The organism is Microbacterium sp. Y-01 (assembly GCF_003856715.1).
In the GTDB taxonomy this organism is placed as follows: Bacteria; Actinomycetota; Actinomycetes; order Actinomycetales; family Microbacteriaceae; genus Microbacterium; species Microbacterium algeriense.
The window spans coordinates 1,161,754-1,183,096 of the sequence record NZ_CP024170.1; the positions used below are offsets into that span (position 1 = coordinate 1,161,754).

Genomic DNA, 21,343 nt, shown 5'->3' on the forward strand with positions numbered 1-21,343 from the left:
CAGGGGGAGTGCCATGTCAGCGCACCTCCGACTTCGAGCCGCGCAGCTGCACGACGTAGGCGATGACCGCGGTGATGACGCCCATGATGATGGCGATGGTCGCGGCGTAGTTGAACTGCTGGCCCGCGAACGACAGGTTGTACGCGTACATGTTCGGGGTGAAGAACGTCGTGATCACGTTCGGGGCGAGCGGACGCAGGATGTTGGGCTCGTTGAACAGCTGGAAGCTGCCGATGATCGAGAAGATGGTCGCGATCACGAGAGCCCCGCGGACGGAGGGGATCTTGATCGAGAAGACGGTGCGCCATGCGCCGGCGCCGTCCAGCGACGCGGCCTCGTACATGTCGCTCGGGATCGTCTTGAGCGAGGAGTAGAAGATCAGCATGTTGTAGCCGACGAACTCCCACGTGACGATGTTGCCGATCGAGAGCAGCATCCACTCCTTCGCGAAGGGCGTGATCGCATCGACGCCGAGGAAGTCGTTGATGTTGCTCGTGAGGCCGAACTGATCGCCGTAGATGTAGCCCCACATGAGAACGGCGACGACCGCGGGGACCGCGTAGGGCAGGAAGATCAGGATGCGGAAGAAGGACGCTCCGCGCAGGCGGGCGCTGTCGAGGGCGAGTGCGGCGCCGAGGGCGAGGATCAGCATGATCGGCACCTGCACGACCAGGAAGACGAGCACGCGGCCGAACGCCTCCCAGAACTGCGGGTCGGTGAGCGCGCGGGCGTAGTTGTCCAGGCCCACGAACGCGGTGCCGCCGATGAGCTTCTCCTGGAAGAGGCTCAGGTACAGGGCGTAGGCGAGCGGTGTCAGGAACACCAGGGCGAACACGACCATGAAGGGACCGACGAAGGCCCAACCCTTCCAGTCGCGGCGGTCGCGGCGTCGGGGGCCGAGGGCGCCCTGTGCTGCGGGGATATCAGTCGTCATCGACGAGTCCTTCTCACGTTGCGGGCGCTCCGTGCGCCGTGTGTCAACGTCAACATATGTGATGCGCTGGTAGTGTGTCAACGTCAACACATGAGGGGATGGGTGATCATGACCCCAGAGCATCCGACCGAGACGTCGCTTCGTCGCCGGGAACCCTCGATGGAAGACGTGGCCAGGGAAGCCGGGGTCTCCGGTCAGACGGTGTCGCGTGTCGTGAATGCCAGGGGATACGTGGGCGCCGCCACGCGCGAGCGCGTCGAGGCCGCGATGCAGCGCCTCGGGTATCGGCCGAACAGCGCCGCTCGGGCGCTGCGCTCAGGACGATTCCGCACCATCGGCGTCGTGATGTTCTCGTTCAGCTCCTACGGCAATCAGCGCACGCTCGACGCGATCGCAGTGCGCGCCGCGCAGCTCGGCTACGCCCTGACCCTCATCCCGGTCGAGTCCACCGCCGGCGAGACCGTGGCAGGAGCGTTCCGGCGTCTCGAGGAGCACGCGGTCGACGGCATCATCATCGTGATCGAGGCGCACCAGCTCGATGAGGCGGACATCGAGATCCCCGAGGCCCTCCCGGTCGTGTTCGTGGACTCGAACCGCGCGGAGACCCACCCGTTCGTCGACACCGATCAGGCCCAGGGGGCTCGGCTCGCGACCGAGCACCTCCTCGAACTCGGCCACGACACCGTCTGGCACGTCGCCGGCCCCGCACGCTCGTACTCCGCGGAGAGGCGTCGGGAAGCCTGGCAGCAGACCCTCGAGGCACACGGGCGTGAAGTGCCGGAGCCGCTGTCGGGGGACTGGACCGCCGCGTCGGGCTATGCCGCGGGCCGAGCGCTGCGCGAGCTCGACGACGTCACCGCCGTCTTCGTCGCGAACGACCAGATGGCGATCGGAGTGCTGCGGGCCTTCCGCGAAGTCGGGCGCGCGGTGCCGGAGGACGTCAGCATCGTCGGGTTCGACGGGCTGCCGGACGCCGCGCAGCTGTGGCCACCGCTCACGACCGTTCAGCAGCATCCTGAGCGCGTCGGCGCTCTCGCCGTGGACGCGCTGCTGGCCGAACTGGACGGCGCGGGACGACGGCAGACGCCCCTGGTCGCCACCGAGCTCATCGTGCGGGAGAGCACGGCAGCGCCGAAGGGCGGGCGCGGGATCAGCGCCAGATGACGGCGAGGCCTGCGTTCAGCAGCGCGAGGATGCCGATGAGCCAGAACACGGCGGGGGGCACCGCCGCACCGCGCTTCTGACGCGCCGAGCCGATGCCCAGCAGGGCGCCGATGATCAGCAGGACGACGAGCTTCACGCCGATCTTGACGTAGTTCAGGTCGTATTCGATGCCCCACGGAGCGGCCAGAGCGAGGCCGGCGACACCGGCGATCGCCAGACCGTAGTCCATGATCCTGGTGATCTGACGCTTGCCGCCGAACGCCTGTGCGGCCCACGCTCCGAAGAGCACGGCGAAGCCGATCAGGTGGATGAACACGACGATATGACGCAGGATCTCCATGTCCTCACCGTAGAAGTCGAGGGCTCTCCTGCGCTAGCAAGGGCAGGCTGACCTCAGCCGCGAAGCTCCCGGATCACGAGCGCCGTCCGCAGCGCGGCATCCGCGGCCTCGGCACCCTTGTCCTCCTTGGAGCCTTCCAGCCCCGCACGGTCGAGCCCCTGCTGTTCATCATCCAGAGTGAGCAGTCCGAAGCCGACCGGCTTGCCGGCGTCGAGCGAGACGCGCTTCAGGCCGTCGGTCGCGGCGGAGGACACGTACTCGAAGTGCGGAGTGCCGCCGCGGATGATGACGCCCAGCGCGACCACCGCGTCCGCTCCGCCGGCGAAGGCGGCCTGCGCGGCGACCGCGAGCTCGAACGAGCCGGGAACCCGCACGACGCGGGACGTGGCGTGCGCCTCGTCCAGCACGCGCTGCGCACCGGCGATCAGGCCGTCGGAGATCGTCTCATGCCATGTGCCCGCGATCACCACGACGTTCAGCCCGCGTCCGTCGATGCTGCCGGTCTTCGGTGCTCCTGCGCCGCTCATTCCTCGTCCTTTCCGTGGGCGAGCGCCGCTGCGAGCTCCGCTTCGCCGATGATGTGACCCATCCGGTCACGCTTGGTCTCCAGATACTGGTGGTTGTTCGGGCCGACGCCCACGATCAGCGGCACCTGCTCGATCACGTCGAGACCGAGCTCGCGCAGCTGATTCACCTTGTCGGTGTTGTTCGTGAGCAGACGCACCTTCGTCACGCCGAGGTCGGCGAGGATCCCGGCCGCAGCGGCGTAGTCGCGCGCATCGGCCGGCAGTCCGAGTGCGAGGTTCGCGTCGACGGTGTCGAGCCCCTCCTCCTGCAGGCTGTATGCGCGCAGCTTGTTGATGAGGCCGATCCCTCGTCCTTCGTGTCCGCGCATGTAGATGACGATGCCGCCATCCTGTTCGATCGCGTCGAGCGCGGCGTCGAGCTGCGGGCCACACTCGCACTTCAGGGATCCGAAGGCCTCTCCGGTCAGGCACTCGGAGTGCACGCGCACGAGCGCCGTGTCTCCGGGTTCGCCGGACACGACGGCGATGTGATCCGTGCCGGTGACCCTGTCCTTGTAGGCGAGGAAGCGGAACACGCCGTGGTCGGTCGGAACCGTGGCGTCGGCGCGCAGGCTCACCCGACGGCCGCGGTGGGCGGACGGGGTCGCGCCGTCCGGGTCGATCTCGTTCAGGTGGGCGATGAGCTGCTCGATCGTGATGACCGGCACGCCGTCGCGGGCGCCGAGCTCGAGCAGTCCGGGAAGGCGCATCATGCTGCCGTCCTCGGCCACGACCTCGGCGATCGCGCCGACCGGTCGGAGTCCGGCGAGCTTCATCAGCTCGACCGCGGCCTCGGTGTGGCCGCTGCGCTCGCGCACACCGCCGTCCACGGCACGCAGGGGCAGCACGTGGCCGGGGCGGATGATGCTGGTGGCCGTCGACCCGGGGTCCGCGAGCACGTTGAGCGTGTGGGCGCGATCGTGGGCGCTGATGCCGGTCGTGACGCCCTCCGCCGCATCGACGCTCACGGTGTAGGCGGTGGAGCGGGCGTCCTCGCTGGCGGCCACCATGGGGGGCAGGTTCAGCTGATCGGCGAGGTCGGTCGGCATCGGGGCGCAGATGAATCCCGAGGACCAGCGCACGGTCCAGGCCACCCATTCGGGCGTCGCGAGCTCGGCGGAGAGCACGACATCGCCCTCGTTCTCGCGGTTCTCGTCGTCGGCGACGAGGACGGGGCGCCCCGCGCGCAGCGCGTCCAGGGCTTCGGGGATCGTGGAAAGGCTCATCGCGAGCCTCCTTCCGGTGCGGCGCGGAACGCGAGCAGCCGCTCCACGTGACGCGCGAGGATGTCCGTCTCCAGGTTGACGCGGTCGCCGACGGCGCGGAGTCCCAGCGTGGTCGCGGCGAGCGTCTCCGGGATCAGGGAGACCTCGAACCAGTGTCCGTCCTGGGTCCCTGAGCTTGTCGAAGGGCTCACAGCGCTCACCGTCAGGGAGGTGCCGTCGACCGAGATGGACCCCTTGTCGACGACCAGGGGAGCGAGGTCGGCGGGAAGGCTGATGCGCAGCACGCTCCACTGGGCGCCGGGGCGCACCTCGAGCACGTCGCCTGTGCCATCGACGTGGCCCTGCACGATGTGTCCGCCCAGCCGCGCACCGACGGGCATCGCCTTCTCGATATTGACCCTGGTGCCGATCGTCGCGGAGCCGATCGCCGAGATGTCGAGCGTCTGCTTCATGACATCGGCGTCGAAGGTGTCGGCCGTCGAGCCCACCACCGTCAGGCACACGCCGGAGACCGCGATGGACTCTCCGTGCACGGCATCCGCCGCGGCCCGCGGCGCACGGACGGTGAGGCGCCAGCCGTCACCCGAGGGCGCGACCGCCGTGATCTCGCCCATCTCCTCGATGATTCCGGTGAACATCAGGCGGCTCCTTCGTTGTGCGATTCGTTCTCTTCCACAGGGCGCGCGACCACGAGCAGGTCGTCGCCGAGCGGAACCCATCCGTCGACCGTCAGCCGACGCGCTGCGGCGATCGAGGGGACGCCGATATCGGTGAGGGCGAGGCGTTCACCTCCGAGCAGGACCGGCGCGATGTAAGCGAGCACCTGATCTGCGAGTCCTGCGGCGAGGAAGGCGCTGGCCAGCGTGGGGCCGCCTTCCACGAACAGGCGCTGGATGCCGCGACCGTGCAGATCGGCCATCACCGCTGCGAGGTCGTGCGTGTCGAAGAAGAGCGGGGGGTGCGGATGCCGATGCACAGCGGCGTCTTCCGGCGTCGAACGCGTCCCGATCACCACCGGCACGGGTTGGTGCGGGAGCAGTGCGTCGCCGTCGCGGGCGGTGAGCGCGGGGTCGTCGGCGAGAACGGTCCCGGTGCCGACCGCGATGGCGTCGGCCTCGGCACGGCGTCGGTGCACGTCGGCTCGGGCGATGGGACCGGTGATCCACTGGCTCGATCCGTCGGCGGCGGCGGCACGGCCGTCCAGACTCTGCGCCCACTTGACGGTGACGTGCGGGCGTCCGAGGCGCTGGGCCGTGAGCCAGCCCTCGATCAGTGCGCCGGCGGCGTCCGCCTGCTCGCCGGACTCCACCTCGACCCCGGCGGCGCGCAGCCGCTCGGCCCCGCCGCCCGACACGGCGCCCGGGTCGTCGAGGGCGTAGACGACGCGGGCGACGCCGGCCTCGATCAGCGCGACGGCGCAGGGACCGGTGCGCCCGGTGTGGTTGCAGGGCTCGAGCGTCACGACAGCGGTGGCACCGTGCGCCGCGTCCGGGGCCAGCTTCGACAGGGCGTCGACCTCCGCGTGCGGAGTGCCCGCACCGCGGTGCCAGCCCTCGGCCAGAACATCGCCGGTGGAGGAGAGGATGACCGCGCCGACCTGCGGGTTCGCTCCGCGCGGCCCCCGGGCGGCGAGCTCGAGCGCGCGACTCATCGCGGTGCGCTCTGCCGCATTCACTGCCATCCGTCGTCCTCCTCTGAGGCTCCGGGGTCGAGCAGGGATGGCGGAACGGACGCACGGATGCGTCTCGTGCTGCCTCCCTTCCGGACTAGCGAGGTCTCCCTCGCATCACCGTCGGTCCCGGAATTCCACCGGATCGGCATCCCGATCTCTCGAGACGCTCGCGGACTGTCACCGCCGGTTCGGATTCTCACCGACCCCGGAGCACGTTGTTGCTCTGAGTGTACTCAACGCGTCTGCGCAGATTTCATTCCAAGACATGGATCTGCGCCACGCCGGGCTGCCGGTCACTTGAGCAGGCGGGAGAGCCGGCGGTCCGCGAGGACCTTACCGCCCGTCTGGCAGGTCGGGCAGTACTCGAGGGAGCGGTCGGCGAAGAACACGCTGCGGATCGTGTCCCCGCACACCGGGCAGGTCTCGCCGCGGCGCGCATGCACCTGCATTCCGCGCCGTTTGGCGTCTTTGAGGTCGGCGGGCGGCTTGCCCGAGGCCTCCGCGACGGCATCGGTCAGGGTGGTGCGCATCGCGTCATACAGCCGCTCGACGTCGGCCCCGTCGAGGTTCCCGGCGATCGCGTACGGTGACATGCGCGCGGCATGCAGGATCTCGTCGGAGTATGCGTTGCCGATCCCGGCGATCACGGCCTGGTCGCGCAGCAGGCCCTTGATCTGCATCCGCCGATCGGTCAGCAGGGCCGAGAAGGCATCCAGCGTGAAGTCGGCGGCGAGCGGGTCGGGCCCGAGCCGGGCGATGCCGGGAACCTCCTGCGGGTCGCGGACGACGTAGACGGCGAGCGACTTCTTGGTGCCGGCCTCGGTCAGATCGAATCCGCTGCCGTCGTCGAGCGCCACCCGCAGCGCGATCGGCGACTTGCCCGGCTTGATGAGCGTCGTGGGCAGGGCGTCGTACCAGCGCAGCCAGCCGGCCTTGGCGAGGTGGAACACCAGATGCAGGTCGTCGCCGCAGGAGAGGACGAGGAACTTGCCCTGTCGCGTGGACGCCGTGATCGTCGCGCCGTGCAGGGCCGTGTTCGGTGGGTCGTAGGTCTTCAGCGCCGCGATCGCGCCCACGTTCGTGCGCGTGATGGTTCGTCCGACCGCGCGCTCCGCGAGGAACGCAGCGAGTCCCTGGACCTCCGGCATCTCGGGCATGCAGCCATCCTGGCATCGAGGTCCGACGCTGTCACGCGACGCGAGGCGGACGCCTCCTCGTCAGAGCACGGGCCAGTCCACCGGGGCGCGGTCGTCGGAAGGGAGGAGACCGGCGATCCAGCCGTCGTCGCGGCCGCGCGGGCTGGTCAGGGCTTGGCGCATCGTGCCCTCGAAGCGGAAGCCGAGCGTCCGTGCGGCCCGAGCCGAGGGGATGTTGCCGAGCACGGCCTGCCATCGGATGCGCGCGAGCCCGAGTTCCCCGAATCCCCAGTCGATCGCCGCTCGCGCGGCTTCGACGGTATAGCCCTTCCCGCGCGCTTCCGCCGCCATCCAATAGCCCAGCTCGGCCTGACCCCCGGCGTCGTGCGGCGTGATGTGGTGCAGGCCGACCGTGCCGACCAGCACGCCGTCCGCGAACACGGCCCACACCGCCTGGCTGTCGCTCTCCCACCACTGTGCGACCAGCGAGACGAAGCCCTCGCCGTCGGCGCGGGTGTACGGGCTCGGCACCGGCGTCCACCGCGGGATCTCGGGATCCTGGCACGCGGCGGTGATCGCATCCACGTCCGCCGCTGTCGGGGCGCGAAGCACGAGACGTTCCGTGGTGAGGACGACCGGTTGCATCCCTGCACTCTATTCGGACGGGCCGGTCCGGCCGGAGTGTCGGCGGGCCGGACTAGTCTTGTCCGGTGACTGTTCCGGGGATTCTGCGCGCCTTGGAAGAGGCGTCTCTTTTTCGTGACGCCCTCGCCTGGGCGCAAACCGACGCCGACCTGGGGATGGTCGACGGGCTCGATGCGCCCACGCTCGCAGGGCTGCTGAACAAGCGCGCCGCCGCCGGACAGCCCGCGGCGGTCCTCGCGGTCGTCCCGACCGGGCGCCGCGCCGAGACGCTCGCGCTGGCCATGGGGGCGTATCTGCCCGACGCCGACGTCCTCACCTTCCCCGCGTGGGAGACGCTCCCGCACGAGCGGCTCAGCCCGAGTCCCGACACCGTGGGACAGCGGCTCCAGACGCTGCGCCGCATCGCCGAATGGGAGGGGGAGCACCCGCTCGTGGTCGTGGCCTCCGTGCGTGCGGCGCTCCAGCCCATCGCCGGCAACCTGGGCGAGATCGAGCCCCTCGAACTGACCGTCGGATCACGCGGCAACGAACTCGACCGGGTCGCGGAGCAGCTCGTGGAGCGCGCGTACTCCCGGGTCGACATGGTGTCGCGGCGTGGCGAGTTCGCCGTGCGCGGCGGCATCCTCGACGTGTTCCCTCCGACGTCGGAGCATCCGTTCCGCGTCGAGTTCTTCGGCGACGAGATCGACCAGATCCGGGCGTTCTCCGTCGCCGATCAGCGTTCGCTCCCCGGCGACGTGCCCGGTGTCGATCTGCCGCCGAGCCGCGAGCTCCTGCTGACCGCGGAGGTCCGTGACCGGGCGCGGGCGCTCATCGGAGGCTTCCCCGCGATCGCCGGGATGCTCGAGAAGATGGCCGAGGGCATCCCCGTCGAGGGCATGGAATCGCTGCTTCCGGCGGTCGCCGGACCCCTCAAGTCGCTGGTCGAGTATCTGCCGGAGGGCAGTGCGACCGCCGTGATCGACCCGGAGCGGTCGACGGCCCGCGCCATCACTCTCGGCGACACCAACCGGGAGTTCCTCGACGCGGCCTGGAGCGCCGCGACATCGGGTGCCTCCGCCCCGATCGATCTGGGCGCCGGAGACTTCCTCACGATCGCCGACCTCCGCGAGGTCGTGCACGACCGGGGCGGCGTCTGGTGGCGGCTCAGCCCGTTCGGCATCGGCGACGCCGACCCGGAGAGCATCGAGGCCTCCGCCGTCATCCCGTCCTTCCAGGGCAACGTCGACGGGGCGATCGCCTTCGTCGACGCCAAGGTCGCCGACGGCTGGCGTGTCGTCGTGATCGCGGCCGGCCACGGACTGGTCGACCGCGCGCGCGACGTGCTCTCCGATCGGGGCATCGCCGCCCGCGTCGTCGAGTCGCTCGAGGATGCACCGGACATCGGGGTCGCGACGCTCGTGACCGGCTCGGTCGAGGCGGGCTTCCAGGTGCCGGAGGCGAAACTCGCCGTCCTCACCGACAACGAGTTCTACGGCCGCACGATCGGCGGCGACCAGCGCGTCGTCCGCAAGCTCGCTTCGCGGCGCAAGAACGTCGTCGACCCGCTGCAGCTGAAGCAGGGCGACTACGTCGTGCACGCCACGCACGGCATCGGCCGGTTCGTGGAGATGACGCAGCGCGAAGTCTCGACAGGCGGACGCAACGCCACCAAGTCGGTGCGCGACTACCTCGTGCTCGAGTACGCGCCGTCCAAGCGCGGGTACCCCGGCGACAAGCTCTTCGTCCCGACCGACCAGCTCGACGCCCTCTCCAAGTACGTCGGGGGCGAGGCGCCGACCCTGTCGAAGATGGGCGGCAGCGACTGGGCGCAGGCCAAGGGCAAGGCCCGCAAGGCCGTCCGCGACATCGCGGTCGAACTCGTCAAGCTGTACTCGGCGCGCATGAGCGCCAAGGGGCACGCTTTCGGTCCGGACACGCCCTGGCAGCGCGAGCTGGAGGAGGCGTTCCCGTTCGCGGAGACGCAGGACCAGTTGCAGACGATCGACGAGATCAAGGCCGACATGGAGCGGCCGATCCCGATGGACCGGCTGCTCTCCGGCGACGTGGGCTTCGGTAAGACCGAGGTCGCGGTGCGGGCCGCGTTCAAGGCGATCCAGGACGGCAAGCAGGTCGCGATGCTCGTGCCGACGACGCTCCTGGTCAAGCAGCACATGGAGACGTTCACGGAGCGCTTCGCCGGTTTCCCGGTGAAGGTGCGGGCGCTGTCGCGGTTCCAGACCGACAAGGAGGTCCGGCTGACGCTGCAGGGGCTCCTCGACGGCACGGTCGACATGGTGATCGGCACGCACCGCATCCTCACCGAGCAGGTCATCTTCAAGGACCTGGGCCTGATGATCATCGACGAAGAGCAGCGGTTTGGCGTCGAGCACAAGGATGCGCTCAAGAAGCTGAAGACCAACGTCGACATCCTCGCCATGAGCGCCACCCCCATCCCGCGCACGCTGGAGATGGCGGTCACCGGCATCCGCGAGATGTCGACCCTCGCAACGCCGCCGGAGGACCGGCATCCGATCCTCTCGTTCGTCGGACCCCGCAGCGACAAGCAGATCGCGGCCGCCATCCGCCGCGAGATCCTCCGCGAGGGGCAGGTGTTCTTCGTGCACAACCGCGTGCAGTCGATCCAGCGCATCGCGGCACAGCTGTCGGAGCTCGTACCCGAGGCGCGTGTCGCCGTCGCCCACGGGCAGATGGGGGAGCACCAGCTGGAGCAGGTCGTGGACGACTTCTGGGAGCGCAAGTTCGACGTGCTCGTGTCGACGACGATCATCGAGACCGGCCTCGACATCTCGAACGCGAACACCATCATCATCGACCGCGCGGACAAGTACGGCCTCAGCCAGCTGCATCAGCTGCGCGGGCGGGTCGGTCGCGGTCGGGAGCGCGCCTACGCGTACTTCCTCTACGACGAGATGAAGCCGCTGTCCGAGACCGCGGCCGACAGGCTGCAGACGATCGCGGTGAACAACGAGCTCGGCTCGGGCATGCAGGTCGCGCTGAAGGACCTCGAGCTGCGCGGGGCAGGCAACATGCTCGGCGCGGAGCAGGCGGGACACATCGCGGGCGTCGGCTTCGACCTGTACCTGCGCATGATCGGCGAGGCCGTCGCGACCTTCCGCGGCGAAGACGTCGAGACCGGGCAGGAGCTGCGGCTCGAACTGCCGCTGGACGCCCGGATCCCCGAGTACTACATCGACAGTGAGCGTCTGCGGCTCGAGGCCTACCAGAAGCTCTCCGCCGCGTCGGCCGCGACCGCGAAGGACGACGCGATCGACCTCGTGATCGAGGAGCTCGTCGACCGGTACGGCAGCCCGCCGGAAGAGGTCGAGGGGCTCGTCGCGATCGCGCGTCTGCGTCGTCGGGCGGCCAGAGCCGGACTCACCGACGTCGTCACGATGGGGTCGAACCTCCGGATCGCGCCCGCGCGCCTGGAGGACTCGATCAAGGTGCGTCTGCAGCGGCTGTATCCCAAGGCGAAGCTCGTCGCCGGGGGAGAGGCGCTCGTCGTGCCGATGCCGACCGTGCCGGCCGCGATCGGCGTGGGCGTGGAGCCCCTGCCCGACGCGGAGCTCCTGGAGTGGGTCGCCCAGCTCTTCACCGCGATCTTCCCCGAACCCCCCAAGCCCGAGTAACCCCCCCGCCCCCCGAGCCCCCCGAGCCCGAGTATCAGTCCGCGTCGCGACGTCTTCGGCACAACTTCGGAGACCCGGGGCGACACGCCGATGCCAGGCCGAGACAGCGCGGCGTGTCGCCTGCGATCTCCGAAGTTGTGCAGGGGGGGGGGCGTGTCGCCCGCGATCTCCGAAGTCGTGCAGGGGCAGGGGGAGGGGGAGACGCGGGAGGGGCGGCGGGGACTAGTCTGGCGGCATGTTGTACGAGCACCTCGGGGCTCGGCCCCGCATCCACGACAGCGCTGTCATCGCCCCCACCGCCGTGATCTCCGGAGACGTGGAGGTCGGACCGGGGTGCCAGGTGCTGCACGGCGCCGTCATCACGGCTGAAGGCGGACCGATCACCCTCGGCGAGCACGTGATCGTGATGGAGAACGCGCTGATCCGCGCGACCGCGGCGAACGCGGTGCACATCGGTGCGCACACGCTCATCGGCACGCTCGCGAGCATCGCCGGCGCGACGGTGGGCGAGGAGGTGTTCTTCGCGTCGGGCGCCCGCGTCTTCAACGGGGCCCTGGTCGGGAACCGGTGCGAGGTACGGGTGAACGCGATCGTGCATCGCCGCGCCGTGCTTCCCGAGGGCACGGTGGTCCCGATCGGCTGGGTGGCCGTCGGAGACCCTGTGCAGCTGCTGTCACCGGATCGCGATGACGAGATCGCCGCCGCGCAGCCCGAACTCGACTTCCCCGGTCATGTGTTCGGGGTCGACCGCGACACCCCCGACCTGATGGTGCAGCTCACCGAGCGCTACGGCAGCTCGCTGGCCCGGCACGCCGACGATCGGGAGGTCGGTCTGTAGCGCGGACACGACGATGCCGGACGCCCCCTGGACGCCCGGCATCGTGTCGTTCGGGTCAGATGACGCCCTGGGCGAGCATCGCCGCGGCGACGCGCTCGAAGCCCGCGATGTTGGCGCCCGCGACGTAGTCGCCGGGGACGCCGTGGCGCTCGGCGGCCTCGAAAGCGGCGCTGTGGATGTCGGACATGATCTCGCGGAGCTTGTTCTCGCTGTCGCCGAAGGTCCAGCGCTGACGCGACGCGTTCTGGCTCATCTCGAGCGCCGAGGTCGCGACACCGCCGGCGTTCGCGGCCTTGCCCGGGGCGAACAGCACGCCGGCCTTCTGGAAGGCCTCGACGGCCTCCGGCACGCAGGGCATGTTGGCGCCTTCGGACACGGCCCGCACGCCGTTCGCGATCAGAGCCTCCGCGTCGGCCAGGCTCACCTCGTTCTGGGTGGCGGACGGCACCGCGATGTCGACGGGCACCTCCCACACGCTGCCGCCCTCGACGAAGCGTGCGCTCGGACGACGGTTCGCGTACTCGACGATGCGGGCGCGCTCGACCTCCTTGAGCTGACGCAGCAGGTCGAGGTCGATGCCGGCGTCGTCGACGACGTACCCGGAGGAATCGGACGCGGTCACCGCGGTCGCGCCGAGCTGCGCGGCCTTCTGGATCGCGTAGATCGCCACATTGCCGGAGCCCGAGATGCCGACGCGCTTGCCCGCGAGGGAGTCGCCGTGCACGCCCAGCATCTCCTGTGCGAAGAACACCGCGCCGTAGCCGGTCGCCTCGGTGCGCACCTCGGCGCCGCCCCATCCGGTGCCCTTGCCGGTGAACATGCCCGACTCGTGGCGGTTGGTGACCTTGCGGTACTGGCCGAAGAGGTAGCCGATCTCCCGGCCCCCGACGCCGATGTCGCCCGCAGGGACGTCGGTGTGCTCGCCGAGGTGGCGGTACAGCTCGTTCATGAACGACTGGCAGAAGCGCATGACCTCGGCGTCGGACTTGCCGTGCGGGTCGAAGTCGGAGCCGCCCTTGCCGCCGCCGATGCCCTGGCCGGTGAGCGCGTTCTTGAAGATCTGCTCGAAGCCGAGGAACTTGATGATCGACAGGTTCACCGAGGGGTGGAAGCGCAGACCGCCCTTGTACGGACCGAGCACGGAGGAGAACTGGATGCGGTAGCCGCGGTTGACCTGCAGCTTCCCGGAGTCGTCGATCCACGGCACGCGGAACAGGATCTGCCGCTCGGGCTCGACGAGACGTTCCAGGATGCCGCCGTCGATGTACTCCGGGTGGCGCTCGAGCACGGGGGCGATCGAGTGCAGCACCTCGTGGACGGCCTGGTGGAACTCCGGCTCGTACGGGCTGCGGGTCAGCACGGTGTCGAACACGGGCTGCACGGCGGGAGCGAGCGGGTGGAAGTCGGCAGTGGTCGGAGCGGTCACGCGGGAGCTTTCTGGGGTGGGGGATGGTGGTGCGGGCGATCGTGTCGCGTGAGGCTGCGCCGGATCGGCGGAGTTTTCACTCTAGCGGGGACCGGAGGGGGCCATTTCCCTCTGGCCGGCTCCCGATCATCCGGTGTTCTGCAGGCCGGCGGCGACGCCGCTGACGGAGAGCAGGAGCAGGCGCTGCTGCTCCGCGTCGGCACCGGATCCGGTGGGACCCTCTGGAGCCGACCGCAGGGCGCGCAGGGCGCGCAGCTGCAGCAGGGAGAGGGCGTCGACGTAGGGGCTGCGCAGCTGCACGGCGCGCTGCAGGATCGGCTTGTTCTCCAGCAGGCCCTTGCCTCCCGTGAGACGGATCACCCAGCGCCGGGTGATGGCGAGTTCGTCGAGCACGAGCTGAGCGAGATCGTCGCGGTCGCCGAGGGCGAGGTACTGGCGGGCGATGCGCTCGTCGGTCTTCGCGAGGCTCATCGCGACGTTGTCGATCATGGTGCGCAGCAGCGGCCACTCGCGATAGGCCTCGGAGAGCATGTCCGCGTCGCCGACCGCGTCCAGCGCCGAGCCGAGCCCGAACCAGCCGGCGAGGTTGATGCGCGCCTGGGTCCAGGCGAACACCCACGGGATCGCCCGCAGGTCCTCCAGCGACTCCACCGACAGTCCGCGCCGGGCAGGACGGGACCCGAGGGCGAGCAGACCGATCTCCTCCATCGGCGTGACCGTGGCGAACCACGACGCGAACCCCTCGGCCTTCACGAGCGAGAAGAAGCGCTCCCGCGAGGCGGCGTCCATGGTCGCGGCCACCTCGGCGTAGCGTTCTGCGGCGCGGCTGGTGCGCTCCTCGACCGACGGCGAGGAGGCGAGCAGGGTCGCCGCGGCGACCTGGTCGATGTGCCGCATCGCGATGGCGGGCTCGCCGTAGCGGGCGAAGATGACCTCGCCCTGCTCGGTGAGCTTGAACCGGCCGTCGACCGAGTGCGGCGGCTGGGCGAGGATCGCGGAGTTCGCGGGACCGCCGCCGCGGCCGAGGGCGCCGCCGCGGCCGTGGAACAGGGTCAGCTCGATGCCCGACTGCTGCGCCCAGCGGGCGATCTTCTCCTGCGCCTCGTACAGCGCCAGGTTCGCGGCCACGGGCCCGACGTCCTTCGAGGAGTCGGAGTAGCCCAGCATGACCTCGAGGCGGTTGCCGGTCGCGGCCATGCGCTCGCGGAACTGCGGGAATGTGACGACCTCGGCGAGGATGCCGGGCGCCGCCTGCAGGTCGGCGAACGTCTCGAACAGCGGCACCACGTCGAGCACCGGGGCATCGTCGCCGAGGGCGTAGCGGGCGAGACGGTGCACGTTGGCGAGGTCGGAGGCGGCCTGCGTGAAGGAGACGACGTAGCGCCCGGCTGCGCGCAGCCCGCGGTCGCGCTGGATGTCCGCGATGGCGCGGAACACCTCCAGCACCTCTTCGGTCTGCGCGCTGATGGCCTCGCCGGCATCGAGCTCGGCCAGTGCCTTCGCGTGCACCTGGGAGTGCTGACGCACCTCGAGCTCGGTGAGGTGGAAGCCGTAGGTCTCGACCTGCCAGATGAGGTGCTGCACACCGCCGAAGGCGTGGCGCTTCGCCCCCGCGGCCGCGAGCGACGCCTGCACGGCGCGGAGGTCCGCGAGCAGCTCCTCCGGGCGCGCGTAGCCCTGCGCCCCGTCCCCGTGCCGGGTGGCGGCGACGCGTCGTGCCAGCGTCAGCAGCACGCGCCGGTGGGGTTCGTCGGGGGACCGGGTGGCGAGCTCGGCCGCGAGCTCGGGCTCCGCGGCGGCGAAGCGATCCCAGAGCGCGGTGACCTCTGCGCTGGGCGGAGTGTCGTCCGCGGCGAGGGTGAGCGTCCGGCCGATGCGCTCCAGGGCGCGCTCGAGACCGCGCAGCACGTGGTCGGCCGCGATCTGCGAGGCCTCGCGGGTGACCGAGGCCGTGACGAAGGGGTTGCCGTCGCGATCGCCGCCGACCCAGGAGCCGATGCGCACGAACGCGGGGACCACGGGGGCGCTGGCGCCCGACTCCTCACCGCGCAGCGCGTCGTCGATGCGCCGGTACACGTGCGGCACCGTCGTGAAGAGGGTCTCGTCGAACACGCCCATCACGGTGCGGACCTCGTCCGTCGGGGAGGGCTTCTGCGCCCGCAGCGGAGCCGTGCGCCACAGCGTGTCGATCTCCTCCAGCATCCGGCGGCGCGCTCGATGCTCCTCCGCACCCCCCGCGCTCGCCGCGTCGTGCTGCGTCAGCAGCTCGGACAGGCGGCGGATGCTCGACGACACCGCACGCCGTCGCGCCTCTGTCGGGTGGGCCGTGAAGACGGGGTGGAAGCGGAGCCCCTCGAGGCGTCGGCGAGCCTCCGCGTCGCCCACCTCGGTGCGCAGCTGCGCGTACGCCCCGGCGACGGTGTCCGCCGCCTGGGCCTGGGTCCGGGAGCGCGTCGAAGGGGACCCCGCCTGGTTCTGGGTCCCTGAGCTCGTCGAAGGTGACTGCCCGGCGCGCTCGCGGAGCACTCGCACGCGCTGGTGCTCCTCGGCGAGGTTCACGAGGTGGAAGTAGCAGGTGAACGCCCTGGCGACCTCGTCGGCGCGCGCGATCGTGAACGACTCGGCGATGGCGGCGGCTCGCTCGAAGGCGTCGGAGGACTCGTCCTCGTACGCCTGGATGGTCGCCAGCCGGAGCCGCTCGACGTCTTCGAAGAGTCCGTCGCCGCCGGCTTCGCGCAGCACCTGGCCGAGGAGCGCGCCCAGCATCCGGACGTCGGAGCGCATCGCATCGGGGATGCCGCGGCCGGCTTCGAAGCGGCCGATCACGCGGATGGCCTCGGTGTTCGTGGGCTCGGAGAAGGAGTGTGCGGGGGTCACCCCTCGAGAGTATCCCTCGTCGCAGTGGTGGCCTGCACGCATGACGACACACGGCGATGCGACCCCGTGGCCGCACCGACGGCGGGGTGGGCCGCCGCGGCGCGACCTACGATGGAGGGGATGCGCATCTCACCGAACCCGCTCCGCGGGCAGCAGTTCCCCGCCGTCCTCCTGCTCGTCGCGGCCGGTCTCGGCCTCCTGTTCGCGAACCTCCCGACGCATGATGCGATCGCCGGCCTGTTGGACTTCCACATCGCGGTCCCCGGCACGTCCCTCGATCTGTCCGTCGCGCACTGGGTGTCCGACGGTCTGCTCGCGGTCTTCTTCCTCGTGGTCGCCATCGAGCTCCGCCATGAGCTCACCCACGGGGAGCTCGACTCGCCGCGCAAGGCCGTGCAGCCTGCCATCGCCGCGACCGGCGGCGTGCTGGTGCCGATCGCCGTCTACCTGCTCATCGCGGGGGACAGCGCGACCGTCTCGGGCTGGCCGATCCCGACCGCCACCGACATCGCCTTCGCCCTCGGCGTGCTGGCGATGTTCGGCCGCGGGCTCCCGTCCCGGGTGCGGGTGTTCCTGCTCGCCCTGGCGATCCTCGACGACATCATCGGCATCATCTTCATCGCCGTCCTCTTCGCCCATGACGTCCAGTGGCTCTTCTTCGGCCTCGCGATCGTCGGAGTCGCCGTCTTCTGGGCGCTCAGCCGGCTCCTGCACGCGAAGGGGCACCCGCTCATCGCGATCGCGATGGCCGTCGTGGGGATCGTCACGTGGGCGCTCGTCGCGTCCTCCGGCATCCATGCCACGATCGCCGGCGTGATGCTGGGACTGGTGATGGCACCCGTGCCGGCCGGTCGCACCCGACACGCCCTCGAGCCCACCGTGAACGGCGCGATCCTTCCGGTCTTCGCCTTCGTGGCGGCGTTCGTCGTGATCCCCGCCGTCTCGCCGACCCAGCTGTCACCGGCGTTCTGGGGCATCGTCGTCGCGCTGCCGGTCGGCAAGGTCATCGGCATCTCGCTGTTCGGCTGGCTCGCGATGCGGATCCGCCCGCGCGGCGCCGACCCCGCGCTGCCGTTCGCCGACATCCTCGCAGCCGGCGCGCTCGGCGGCATCGGCTTCACGGTGTCGCTGCTGCTGGCCAACCTCGCCTTCGCCGCTGACGCGGGCATCCGTGATCAGGCCATCCTGGGCGTGCTCGTCGGATCCCTGATCGCGCTCGCCGTGTCGGGTGTCTTCGTGTCGCTGCGGGCGCGCTGGTACCGTCGGGTCGCATCCGCCGCGTCGTGAGCGCGGCGTCCGGCTCCGGACCCATCCGAGGAGGAACGATGACCTCACTGCCCGAGACCCCCGGCGCTCCGGAGGACCCGCTCCGCACCGCGGCGGAGACGATGCGCGCGGTCAGGGAGCGCTGCGTCTGGTCGCAGCGCATCACCCACCGCGACCTCGTGCCGTATCTGATCGAGGAGTCGCACGAGGTGATCGACGCGGTCGAGACCGGCACGCGCGACGACCTCCGCGAGGAGCTGGGGGACCTGCTCTGGCAGGTGCTGTTCCACGCGGCCATCGCGGCGCAGGACACCGACGACCCGTTCGACATCGACGACGTCGCCCGCACCCTGACCGAGAAGATGGTGCGTCGGCACCCGCACGTGTTCGCCGGCGAGGTCGCGGAGACGCCGGAGGAGGTGCTGGTGCACTGGAACGCCGCGAAGGCCGCGGAGAAGCGCACGCGCACCAGCGTTCTTGACGGCGTGCCGCCGGGGATGCCGGCCCTCGCCCGCGCCCAGAAGCTCACCGGCCGTGCGGCGGGGGCAGGTGTCACGGTCGCGCCCGCGAGCACCGCTGCGGCTCCCGCATCCGAGGCCGAGCTCGGTGACGCGCTGCTCTCCCTCGTGGCCACCGCGCGCGCCGAGGGGTGGGATGCCGAACGCGCCCTGCGGGAACGGCTCCGCGCGCTCGAGGACGACGTGCGGGCCGCGGAAGCCGCGTCCTGACCGGTCGGCACGTCCGCGTCGGCAGACCTGGGAAGATGGAACCGTGGCTACCGTGAACCCGCCGCGCGGCATGCGCGACATCCTCCCCGCCGACAAGGCCCGACGTGAGCGCGTGCTCTCCGTCATCCGCGACCGCTACCTGGCGCACGGGTTCGACGAGATCGAGACGCCGGTCGTCGAGGACTACGACCGCCTGCATGCCGGGATCGGCGGCGACAACGAGAAGCTCTCCTACAACATCCTGCGCCGCGGCCTCGACGCCGACGCGATCAGAGCGGCGGCCGACGACCCGGCCGCTCTCTCGGACCTCGGGCTCCGCTACGACCTGACCGTCCCGCTCGCCCGGTTCTACGCCAGCAACCGCGGCCAGCTCCCCTCGGTGTTCCGCTCGATCCAGATCGGCCCGGTGTGGCGCGCCGAACGCCCGCAGAAGGGCCGCTACCGCCAGTTCGTGCAGTGCGACATCGACATCATGGGCGACGACTCCGCGCGCGCGGAGGCCGAACTGATGGTGGCTTCGCTCGACGCCGTCGACGCGCTCGGGCTCGAGGGCGCGACCGTGCGCATCAACGACCGCCGGATCCTGGACTGGATGCTCGACAGCTTCGGGTTCACCGACGCCGAGCGCCCCGGCGTGCTGATCACGATCGACAAGCTCGACAAGATCGGACCGGAGGGGGTCGCGGCGGAGCTTCGCGAACGGAGCGCGTCCCCGGCGGCGGCCGACGCGTTCGAGGCCTTCCTCCGTCGCCCGCAGACGATGGAGTACCACCCGTTCGGCGAACGCCAGATCCGCAAGGCGCTGCCGGAGGGGGCTCCGGCCGAGCTCGTCGAGCATCTGGTCGGCATCGGCGAGGCCGTCGCGGTCGGTCGCGGGCAGTCCGACATCCCGCTGGTGTTCGACCCGTTCCTCGTGCGCGGCATGGGCTACTACACGGGCACGATCTTCGAGCTCGCACACCCCTCCGTCGGCTACTCGCTCGGCGGCGGCGGCCGCTACGACGGGATGATCGGCCGTTTCCTCGGGCAGCAGGTCCCCGCGGTGGGCTTCTCCCTCGGCTTCGAGCGCCTCGTCGACCTGGTGACCGAGACCGCCGACGCCACAGCACAGGCGGTCGTGCTCATCCATGACGCGGATGTCCCTGTCGCGGAGCTCATCCGCCACAAGGCCGCACTCATCGCGGACGGCGCCCGCGTGCGGCTGGAGCGGCGCACCAAGAACCTCAAGGCGCTGCTGGAGCGCTCCGCCGCCGACGGCTACACCGCCTTCGCGACCGTCACCGCCGGCGGCGACCTGGAGCTCAAGCCCCTCTCCTGACCCCGGCTCCGTCACCCGCCCTTCGAACCCGGGACGGATGTCGGACCGAAGGACGGCTGTCGGACCGGATGCCGTGTTCCGGTCCGACATCCGTGCATCCGTCCGACAGCTGTGCGGCTGACCGTCGGGCCGCCGGGGAGGGCCGCCGGGGAGGTGCGGCGGGCGTTCACCCGGAGTTCACGGGCAGGGGATGGGATGAGGATGTGAGCCGCCTCCGCCTCGTGATCGCCGCCGGGACGGCCGTCGGCGTCGCTGTCGTCGTGTTCCGCGTCGCCTTGACGCAGCAGGCCGCCCTTGCCCGGCGCCGGATCGGGAAGCCGCTGGGCGAGCGGTCGCTGGATGCGGATCGGGTCTGGCGACCGCGCCTCGAGGGGGAACCGCTGCAACTGGTGCTGCTCGGAGACTCGCTCGCCGCCGGCCTCGGGGCCGAGCACCGCAAGGAGACCCTCGGCGGGAGACTCGCCAAGGCGACGGCGCGGCGACTGCAGCGGCCCGTCCGCCTGCGCACCCTCGCGGTGGTCGGCTCCGAGTCGCCCGACCTCCCCGCCCAGCTCGCAGCCCTCGAGCCGGACTGCCGGCCGGACGTGGCGGTCATCGTGGTCGGCGGCAATGACGTGACGCATCGGCTTCCCGTGGCGCTGTCGGCCCAGCACCTGCAGGAGACGATCCGCAGGCTGCGAGCGCGAGGCGCCGAGGTCGTGGTCGGCACCTGTCCCGACCTCGGCGCTCTGCGCGCGGTGCCGCAGCCCCTGCGCCGGATCGCCTCCAGCCTGTCCAGACGGCTCGCGGACGTGCAGGCCGAGACCGCCAGGCACGCGGGGGCGGAGCCGGTGGATCTGCGCCGCGCGGTCGGGCCGATGTTCTTCGACGAGCCGGAGGCGATGTTCAGCCTCGACCGCTTCCACCCGAGCGCGCTCGGCTACCGTCGCACCGCCGAGGCCCTGCTTCCCGCCGTGTGCCGGGCCGCGGAGGCTGCTGTCAGCTCGCGTCGTCCGCAGGAGCCGCGCTGAACGACGCCGCCCACTCCGCCACCCGGCGGCTGCTCTCCTCTTCGGAGATGTCCTCGACCCTGGTCATGATCGACCACCGCACGCCGAACGGATCGCGGATGCTGGCGAAGCGGTCGCCCGAGACGAACGGTGCCGGAGCCTCGCGCACGGTGGCCCCCGCGGCGACCGCCTTCTCGACCACGGCGTCGACGTCCGAGACGTACAGGCCCATCGAGTAGCAGTCGTCGTCGCCTCCGGGAGCGGGCACCAGGTGGTACTCCGGATTCGGCTCGCCGAGCTGGAGGAGACCGAGCCCGAAGTCGAGGTCTGCGTGCGCCACGACGCCCTCGAACTCGGTGACGTCGACGACGCGGGCGCCGAGCACGTCCCGGTAGAAGGCGATCGCGCTCTTGGCATCCGGGATGGCCAGGAAGGGCGTGAGGGAGGTGGCGCCGTTGGGACGTCCGTCGGTGGTGTACGTGCCGGTCGCACCGGTCGTGGGAGTGTCGTGGGTCATGCCGCCACGCTAAGCGGCCCGCGGGCTCCGCCGCTTGAACTTGCGCGACAGGCTCCGCATGTCCGTCCC

General features: G+C 70.8%; 18 protein-coding genes and 1 riboswitch. Of the genes, 7 read left to right on the forward strand and 11 right to left on the reverse strand.

Annotated features, from left to right (window positions below):
* Positions 1-16: 16 nt before the first annotated feature.
* A complete protein-coding gene (locus CSX12_RS05390) occupies positions 17-934 on the reverse strand; it encodes a sugar ABC transporter permease (protein ID WP_124895105.1) in 918 nt (305 codons plus the stop codon).
* Positions 935-1,042: 108 nt separating this feature from the next.
* Between CSX12_RS05390 and CSX12_RS05395 the strand changes: the two genes are divergently transcribed.
* Positions 1,043-2,098 carry a LacI family DNA-binding transcriptional regulator gene (locus CSX12_RS05395; RefSeq protein ID WP_040568792.1) on the forward strand — a complete coding sequence of 352 codons (1,056 nt, stop codon included), beginning with the start codon at positions 1,043-1,045 and terminating at the stop codon, positions 2,096-2,098.
* Here CSX12_RS05395 and CSX12_RS05400 read toward each other — a convergent pair.
* The 7 genes from CSX12_RS05400 to CSX12_RS05430 form a co-directional block, all read right to left on the reverse strand.
* Positions 2,085-2,438, reverse strand: coding sequence for a hypothetical protein (locus tag CSX12_RS05400; RefSeq protein ID WP_017203982.1), 354 nt, complete (start codon positions 2,436-2,438; stop codon positions 2,085-2,087). The two genes, CSX12_RS05395 and CSX12_RS05400, sit on opposite strands and share 14 nt — an antisense overlap.
* A 53-nt stretch (positions 2,439-2,491) precedes the next feature.
* Positions 2,492-2,965, reverse strand: a complete 474-nt coding sequence (gene ribH / locus CSX12_RS05405; protein WP_124895106.1) for a 6,7-dimethyl-8-ribityllumazine synthase — start codon at positions 2,963-2,965, stop codon at positions 2,492-2,494.
* Complete coding sequence (locus CSX12_RS05410) at positions 2,962-4,230, reverse strand: bifunctional 3,4-dihydroxy-2-butanone-4-phosphate synthase/GTP cyclohydrolase II (RefSeq protein ID WP_017203980.1); 1,269 nt, start codon at positions 4,228-4,230, stop codon at positions 2,962-2,964. Before CSX12_RS05410 ends, ribH begins: the two co-directional genes overlap by 4 nt.
* Entirely contained in the window at positions 4,227-4,868 is a 642-nt protein-coding gene (locus tag CSX12_RS05415) for a riboflavin synthase (RefSeq protein ID WP_124895107.1), read from the reverse strand. Before CSX12_RS05415 ends, CSX12_RS05410 begins: the two co-directional genes overlap by 4 nt.
* On the reverse strand, positions 4,868-5,911 hold the full coding sequence (gene ribD / locus CSX12_RS05420) for a bifunctional diaminohydroxyphosphoribosylaminopyrimidine deaminase/5-amino-6-(5-phosphoribosylamino)uracil reductase RibD (protein WP_124895108.1): 1,044 nt from the start codon (positions 5,909-5,911) through the stop codon (positions 4,868-4,870). The genes CSX12_RS05415 and ribD overlap by 1 nt, the downstream gene beginning before the upstream one ends.
* A gap of 63 nt (positions 5,912-5,974) precedes the next feature.
* Positions 5,975-6,119: riboswitch (FMN riboswitch) on the reverse strand.
* 76 nt (positions 6,120-6,195) lie between these two features.
* Positions 6,196-7,059 carry a DNA-formamidopyrimidine glycosylase family protein gene (locus tag CSX12_RS05425; RefSeq protein ID WP_017203977.1) on the reverse strand — a complete coding sequence of 288 codons (864 nt, stop codon included), beginning with the start codon at positions 7,057-7,059 and terminating at the stop codon, positions 6,196-6,198.
* A 60-nt stretch (positions 7,060-7,119) separates the two neighbouring features.
* Positions 7,120-7,683: a GNAT family protein gene (locus tag CSX12_RS05430; protein ID WP_124895109.1), complete on the reverse strand. Its 564-nt coding sequence runs from the start codon at positions 7,681-7,683 to the stop codon at positions 7,120-7,122.
* A 65-nt stretch (positions 7,684-7,748) separates the two neighbouring features.
* Here CSX12_RS05430 and mfd point away from each other — a divergent pair, with 65 nt between their 5' ends.
* Both mfd and CSX12_RS05440 read left to right on the forward strand, forming a co-directional pair.
* A complete protein-coding gene (gene mfd, locus CSX12_RS05435; protein ID WP_026049946.1) occupies positions 7,749-11,315 on the forward strand; it encodes a transcription-repair coupling factor in 3,567 nt (1,188 codons plus the stop codon).
* Positions 11,316-11,550: 235 nt separating this feature from the next.
* Positions 11,551-12,153, forward strand: coding sequence for a gamma carbonic anhydrase family protein (locus tag CSX12_RS05440; protein ID WP_124895110.1), 603 nt, complete (start codon positions 11,551-11,553; stop codon positions 12,151-12,153).
* A 55-nt stretch (positions 12,154-12,208) separates the two neighbouring features.
* Here the strand turns inward: CSX12_RS05440 and gdhA are convergent, their stop codons facing one another.
* Both gdhA and CSX12_RS05450 read right to left on the reverse strand, forming a co-directional pair.
* The gene (gene gdhA / locus CSX12_RS05445; protein ID WP_017203973.1) at positions 12,209-13,579 is read right to left on the reverse strand and encodes an NADP-specific glutamate dehydrogenase; all 1,371 of its coding nucleotides are present in this window, start codon (positions 13,577-13,579) and stop codon (positions 12,209-12,211) included.
* Between the two features lie 126 nt (positions 13,580-13,705).
* Positions 13,706-16,456, reverse strand: a complete 2,751-nt coding sequence (locus CSX12_RS05450) for a phosphoenolpyruvate carboxylase (RefSeq protein WP_124895111.1) — start codon at positions 16,454-16,456, stop codon at positions 13,706-13,708.
* A gap of 120 nt (positions 16,457-16,576) precedes the next feature.
* On the opposite strand from CSX12_RS05450, the gene CSX12_RS05455 reads away from it, so the two are divergent.
* From CSX12_RS05455 to CSX12_RS05470, 4 genes are all read left to right on the forward strand, one after another.
* The gene (locus CSX12_RS05455) at positions 16,577-17,743 is read left to right on the forward strand and encodes a Na+/H+ antiporter NhaA (protein ID WP_017203971.1); all 1,167 of its coding nucleotides are present in this window, start codon (positions 16,577-16,579) and stop codon (positions 17,741-17,743) included.
* A 38-nt stretch (positions 17,744-17,781) separates the two neighbouring features.
* Positions 17,782-18,450, forward strand: coding sequence for a MazG family protein (locus CSX12_RS05460; RefSeq protein ID WP_124895112.1), 669 nt, complete (start codon positions 17,782-17,784; stop codon positions 18,448-18,450).
* A gap of 70 nt (positions 18,451-18,520) precedes the next feature.
* Positions 18,521-19,768 (forward strand): histidine--tRNA ligase, encoded by a 1,248-nt coding sequence (hisS, locus tag CSX12_RS05465; RefSeq protein WP_225855832.1) that lies wholly within the window; start codon positions 18,521-18,523, stop codon positions 19,766-19,768.
* A gap of 203 nt (positions 19,769-19,971) precedes the next feature.
* Positions 19,972-20,778, forward strand: coding sequence for an SGNH/GDSL hydrolase family protein (locus tag CSX12_RS05470; RefSeq protein ID WP_124895113.1), 807 nt, complete (start codon positions 19,972-19,974; stop codon positions 20,776-20,778).
* Here CSX12_RS05470 and CSX12_RS05475 read toward each other — a convergent pair.
* Positions 20,747-21,274: a VOC family protein gene (locus CSX12_RS05475; RefSeq protein WP_017203967.1), complete on the reverse strand. Its 528-nt coding sequence runs from the start codon at positions 21,272-21,274 to the stop codon at positions 20,747-20,749. The genes CSX12_RS05470 and CSX12_RS05475 overlap by 32 nt on opposite strands.
* Between the last annotated feature and the right edge of the window lie 69 nt (positions 21,275-21,343).

Bases quoted from the DNA above. Each gene is read 5' to 3' on its own strand.
- CSX12_RS05390 (WP_124895105.1), bottom strand. From the start codon at position 934: ATGACGACTGATATCCCCGCAGCACAGGGCGCCCTCGGCCCCCGACGC.
- CSX12_RS05395 (WP_040568792.1), top strand. From the start codon at position 1,043: ATGACCCCAGAGCATCCGACCGAGACGTCGCTTCGTCGCCGGGAACCC.
- CSX12_RS05400 (WP_017203982.1), bottom strand. From the start codon at position 2,438: ATGGAGATCCTGCGTCATATCGTCGTGTTCATCCACCTGATCGGCTTC.
- ribH (WP_124895106.1), bottom strand. From the start codon at position 2,965: ATGAGCGGCGCAGGAGCACCGAAGACCGGCAGCATCGACGGACGCGGG.
- CSX12_RS05410 (WP_017203980.1), bottom strand. From the start codon at position 4,230: ATGAGCCTTTCCACGATCCCCGAAGCCCTGGACGCGCTGCGCGCGGGG.
- CSX12_RS05415 (WP_124895107.1), bottom strand. From the start codon at position 4,868: ATGTTCACCGGAATCATCGAGGAGATGGGCGAGATCACGGCGGTCGCG.
- ribD (WP_124895108.1), bottom strand. From the start codon at position 5,911: ATGGCAGTGAATGCGGCAGAGCGCACCGCGATGAGTCGCGCGCTCGAG.
- CSX12_RS05425 (WP_017203977.1), bottom strand. From the start codon at position 7,059: ATGCCCGAGATGCCGGAGGTCCAGGGACTCGCTGCGTTCCTCGCGGAG.
- CSX12_RS05430 (WP_124895109.1), bottom strand. From the start codon at position 7,683: ATGCAACCGGTCGTCCTCACCACGGAACGTCTCGTGCTTCGCGCCCCG.
- CSX12_RS05440 (WP_124895110.1), top strand. From the start codon at position 11,551: ATGTTGTACGAGCACCTCGGGGCTCGGCCCCGCATCCACGACAGCGCT.
- CSX12_RS05455 (WP_017203971.1), top strand. From the start codon at position 16,577: ATGCGCATCTCACCGAACCCGCTCCGCGGGCAGCAGTTCCCCGCCGTC.
- CSX12_RS05460 (WP_124895112.1), top strand. From the start codon at position 17,782: ATGACCTCACTGCCCGAGACCCCCGGCGCTCCGGAGGACCCGCTCCGC.
- hisS (WP_225855832.1), top strand. From the start codon at position 18,521: ATGCGCGACATCCTCCCCGCCGACAAGGCCCGACGTGAGCGCGTGCTC.
- CSX12_RS05475 (WP_017203967.1), bottom strand. From the start codon at position 21,274: ATGACCCACGACACTCCCACGACCGGTGCGACCGGCACGTACACCACC.